Source organism: Peptostreptococcaceae bacterium, assembly GCA_016649995.1.
Classification (GTDB): domain Bacteria; phylum Bacillota; class Clostridia; order Peptostreptococcales; family BM714; genus BM714.
On the sequence record JAENWJ010000080.1, the window covers coordinates 1 to 5,386 of the forward strand.

Annotated in this window: 4 protein-coding genes; all 4 read left to right on the forward strand. The window is 41.0% G+C overall.

Going from position 1 to position 5,386, the window contains the following annotated elements; genetic code table 11:
- Positions 1-328 precede the first annotated feature (328 nt).
- Entirely contained in the window at positions 329-823 is a 495-nt protein-coding gene (locus JJE29_09040) for a hypothetical protein (GenBank protein MBK5252760.1), read from the forward strand.
- Positions 824-850: 27 nt separating this feature from the next.
- The gene (locus tag JJE29_09045) at positions 851-2,455 is read left to right on the forward strand and encodes a carbon starvation protein A (GenBank protein MBK5252761.1); all 1,605 of its coding nucleotides are present in this window, start codon (positions 851-853) and stop codon (positions 2,453-2,455) included.
- Positions 2,456-2,642: 187 nt separating this feature from the next.
- Positions 2,643-3,989 carry a phosphoglucosamine mutase gene (locus JJE29_09050; GenBank protein ID MBK5252762.1) on the forward strand — a complete coding sequence of 449 codons (1,347 nt, stop codon included), beginning with the start codon at positions 2,643-2,645 and terminating at the stop codon, positions 3,987-3,989.
- A 515-nt stretch (positions 3,990-4,504) separates the two neighbouring features.
- Positions 4,505-5,386, forward strand: an 882-nt coding sequence (locus tag JJE29_09055) for an isomerizing glutamine--fructose-6-phosphate transaminase (protein ID MBK5252763.1), incomplete at its 3' end; no start/stop codon positions are given.

Here is a 5,386-nt window from a genome sequence, read left to right on the forward strand (position 1 = left end):
ATCTAACCATAACGAATGAGAAATTAATGCGTCGTGATTATAAAAGTTTATCTTTACAGTATCATAAAATCAGATTGTCTTAATGAACCGCCGAGTACCGAACGGTACGCTCTGGTGGTGTGAGAGGTCGGTCATTCAATTAATGAATGACCTCCTACTCGATTTTTTGGAAATAGTTTTACAAAATCATGCATTCCACTTGTCGTATATGCATCTTGGAACTGATTTAATGCAGTTTAACGGTAATGTGTTTCTTATAAATGAAATAAGACTAAAATGACAGTGTGATAATATTCCAATTAGGTATTTAAAAGGACAGGGTGTATTTATGCTATTTCAGGAATATATGGAACTTATGAAGAAAAGATTGATGAACAATTTCGATATGACCGTGCCGTTTGAATATGCTGGATATAGCATAGACTTATTTGCCGAATCACACTTGCGAACGGAACGTTATTTTGCCTCGAAGAAAGTGAAAGTCTACGGAATGGAAAATGACGAATTTTGTTTCATGAAGCATTTTGATATGATTACAGAAGATATTGTTGATGCCTACATAGAAATGCTGATAGCCTCCATAGACGATATGGTAAAACTTAGGGAGGACCATATGTCGACCATCATAACTGGCATAATCGTTGCCGATTCGGTCGATGACAAGAATATAGAAAACGTAGTCAAAAGATTCAGGCACCAAAAGAGCTACGCCTTCGGACTCAAGGGATGGGTCGATGTTCGCCTTATTCTTGTAGATCTTCATGGAAAGATAGTTGTGCCCTCTAAAAAAGCCGTTAAGGTCGAAACTTTCTATCGACCTTAAAATAAAAATTTCCAAAGGAGGATTTATATGAACTCATTAGTATTGGTGTTGGCCTCTATCGTAATTTTCATTGTTGCTTATCTTACATATGGTAGATGGTTGGCAAAAACATGGGGAATTGACCCGACAAAGGAAACCCCAGCTCATTACATGGAAGATGGCGTGGACTATGTGCCTGCAAAGGCTCCGGTGCTCTTAGGCCATCACTTTGCTTCAATCGCTGGTGCAGGACCTATTACGGGCCCTATTGCAGCTGCTGCATTCGGCTGGGTTCCGGTTATGCTGTGGATTGTTATCGGAGGAATTTTCTTCGGTGGTGTTCATGACTTCGGAGCACTTTTCTCTTCCATCAGAAATGACGGTAAATCTATTGGCCAAGTTATTGAAGCAAATGTTGGCAGAACAGAAAAAAAGCTTTTTGCAGTATTTTCGTGGTTGACACTCGTGCTTGTTATTGCGGCATTTGTAAACATCGTTGCCAATACATTTGTAGCTTCTCCTGAAGCAGCAATGGCTTCAATGCTCTTTATTGCATTGGCTGTAGTCTTTGGATACTTTGTTTACAGAAAAGGCGCATCATTGGCAATCGGTAGTGTTATTGGTGTTGCACTCCTTGTTGTTTGCATATGGATTGGAATGGCCTTCCCGCTTGTATTGTCTAGAAACGTTTGGATTGGATTCCTTCTTGTTTACATCTTCATAGCTTCAGTAACACCTGTATGGATACTCTTGCAGCCTAGAGACTACTTGAACTCTTTCCTTCTCTACGCTATGATTATCGGAGCTGTACTTGGATTGATATTCTACGCTCCGAGCATGCAACTTACACCATTTGCAGGCTTCAAAGTTGGAGGACAATGGCTGTTCCCAATGCTCTTTATCACAATTGCTTGCGGAGCTATTTCAGGCTTCCACAGCTTGGTTGCTTCGGGTACAACATCCAAGCAAATTGATAATGAAAAAGACGCATTGCTCATTGGTTACGGCGGAATGCTCATAGAGTGCGTTCTAGCAGTTATAGCTCTTGTAACAGCTGGTTATGTCTCCCAGGGAGATTTCACAAACCTTCTTGCTAACGGCGGACCTATCAACGTATTCTCAGAGGGTATCGGAACATTCATGACTAAGATTGGTATTCCGTTCTCTGTTGGTAAACCTTTCGCGGCTCTTGCTATTTCAGCATTTGCACTTACTTCACTTGATACTGCAACAAGACTTGGGCGTTTCATACTTCAAGAATTCTTTGAAGATGACACTAAAGAAGTTCAAAGCATACTCGTTACAAACCGTTTTATAGCAACTACAATAACAGTTATTGCAGGTGGATCATTGTCAGTAGTTGGTTGGTCAAAAGTATGGCCGCTATTCGGTTCATCAAACCAATTGCTAGCAGCCCTCGCACTTCTTGCTCTTGCTGCATACCTTAAAAACAATGGCAAGAAATATGGCATGATTATACTTCCTATGATATTCATGTTTGCAGCAACGCTTACTGCCTTGGTGCTCTTGATTCAGCAAAATATTGCAGCTGGAAATATACTTCTTGTCGCATTCGCAGTTGCTCTCTTGGGATTGGCGGTAGTTCTTGTAGCAAGATCTTATAAAGTTTTGACAAAAAAGACTGAATTATAAGATGTAATTTAAAAAGATTGAAAGATGAGGGCACCCATATGGGGTGTCCTCTTTTTTTAATCTTTTTCTGTTACCGGAATGTCATTGAGGCGATGATGCTGGTATGTTAAGATAGAAGGTGGATGCAGATGGCAAAGGTCATCTTTATTATATTTATAAACAAGTAAAAATGATGCGGAGGAAGACCATGGGACGTTTTTTTGGAACCGACGGAGTAAGAGGCATTGCGAACGTTGAGCTTACAAATGATTTGGCATACAAATTGGGGCGCTACGGGGCCCATGTTCTTACAGAAGGAAGAAAGCATGTTAAAATCTTGATAGGGAAAGATACGCGCATATCCGGAGACATGCTGGAAGCATCTCTTGCGGCAGGTATTATGTCGATGGGCGGGAATGTTGTTTCACTTGGAGTAGTGCCTACACCGGCTGTAGCTTTTTTGACAAGATATTTCAATGCGGATGCAGGGGTTGTAATTTCAGCATCACATAATCCGGCCGAGTACAACGGAATAAAGTTCTTCAACAAGAATGGATATAAATTGGCAGACGAAATAGAGGATAGGATAGAGAAATATATACTAGGAGGGCTAGAGGCGGAATCCTTGATAGACGGAGACCATGTTGGTACCTGGAACACTATCCCTGAAGCATATAAGCTATATTGCGATCATCTTGTAGAAAAAATGGATGTGGATTTTTCGGGAATGAAGGTTGCAATAGACTGTGCAAACGGAGCGGCTACAACTACGGCGGCCTACGCACTTTCTAAAATGAATGCGGATGTTTCGGCCTTTTGCTGCAATCCGGACGGACATAATATAAACAAGGGTTGTGGGTCTACACATGTCGAGCTTATTGCGCAAAAGGTCAAGTCTGGCGATTATGCATTAGGAATGGCCTTCGACGGAGATGCAGATAGGTTAATAGCTGTGGATGAAACCGGCGAGATAGTAGACGGAGACAAGATAATGGCAATCTGCGCAGACTACCTTAAGGAAGTAGGAGAGCTTAAAAAGGACACGCTTGTTACTACAGTAATGAGTAACATGGGGCTTTTTGCGGCGCTTGGAAAAAGAGGCATAAACATAGAAAAGACTAGAGTGGGTGACCGTTATGTTCTTGAAAAAATGCTTGAAGAGGGATACAACTTCGGCGGAGAGCAGTCGGGGCATCTCATATTCCTAGACCACAACACCACAGGAGACGGACTTTTGTCCGCTTTGATGTTAATGAGGGTAATGAAAAAACGTGGTAAAAAGCTTTCCGAGATCAAAGGCATAATGGAGACATTTCCCCAAGTGCTTATAAACGCGAAGGTAGACAATGATAAGAAACACGACTACATCGAAGACGAAGTAATAAGGCAATCCGTCAAGGAAACCGAAAGGTTCTTCAACGGAGAGGGAAGAGTACTAGTAAGAGCCTCAGGCACTGAGCCATTGGTACGCGTGATGATAGAAGGAAAAGACCAAAGCGTATTGAATGAGAAAGCGCAAGAACTTGCTGACTTAATTGAAAAGAGATTGGGATAGAAAAAAGTAGAAAGTAGAAAAAGGACTAAAAAGGGACAGACATTTTTGTGTCCATAATGACGATATATATGGCAGAAAAAATAGCAAGTAACAAGTAACAAGTGGCAAGTAGTAAGTAGCAAGTGGAAACAAAAGATAAAACGGGGAAAGAAGTGTGAAGTGTAAGAAAGATGATGAGCATTTTGAAGTCGCATTTGTTTTGCTTTTATTGTTTAAATCTTTTGTCTTATTAGTATTGAGCTTTTTCTTTCTACTTTATTCTTTCCACTTTAAACTGTTCGAAAGGATGTGATTCATGAAATAGTCTTAATTGAAATCATAAAACAAGCGCCTGAGCTCACAGAGCTGACGAGGACAGGGTTAATCGAAAAATCGGCGGATTCCCTGCGGCCTGTTCACGGCCGATAAAGACTTAGCAAAAACCGGAAGCGATTCCGTATACAAAACAGTCGGGTGAAACCATGTCAGAAAAGTAATAAGGTTTAAAAAAAATATAGAAAATGGAGGATTTCATCATGTGTGGAATCGTTGGATATATAGGGGAACAAAAGGCTACTCCAATCATAATAGAGGGATTGGCGAAGCTTGAATATAGAGGGTATGATTCATCGGGAATAGCAGTCTATAACAAGGGTAAGCTTGAGGTTAGAAAATATGCCGGACGATTGGCTGTACTGCAGGAAAAAATAAAAAATGAGGATTTTTCAGGGTCGGTTGGAATAGGACACACAAGATGGGCAACCCATGGAGCACCAAGTGACAACAACGCCCATCCCCATACAAGCACAAATGGCAACATAGCTGTTATCCACAACGGAATCATTGAAAATTACATGAAATTAAAAGAATGGCTGATTGATGAAGTTGGCGTGGAATTCAAGTCGGAGACCGACACAGAGGTCATATCGCATCTAATAGAGTATTTTTATGAAGGAGACCTGCTTCAGGCTGTGCATAAAGCCGTTGAAAAAATGCGTGGAGCCTATGCAATAGTGGTGGTATGCGGTAATGAGCCGGACAAGCTAGTAGCTGTAAGGAAGGATAGCCCCTTGATAATAGGAAGAGGTGAAGGAGAAAACTTTCTTGCTTCAGATATACCAGCTCTCCTTAAGCATACGAGAAACATGTTGCTAATAGAGAACAACGAATTTGTATTGCTTACAAAGGATGAAGTTAAAATTTACAACAATCTTTTGCAGGAGCAGAAGAGAGATACATTTAAGGTTACATGGGATGTGGAGGCGGCAGAAAAAGAAGGATATCCGCACTTCATGCTCAAAGAGATACATGAGCAACCGAAAGGTATTTATGAAACGCTCCATAGGTGTCTAGAGAAGGACGACTCTATAAACCTTGATGGGATAAGCATTACAAAAGAGGACCTTGAACATATAAAC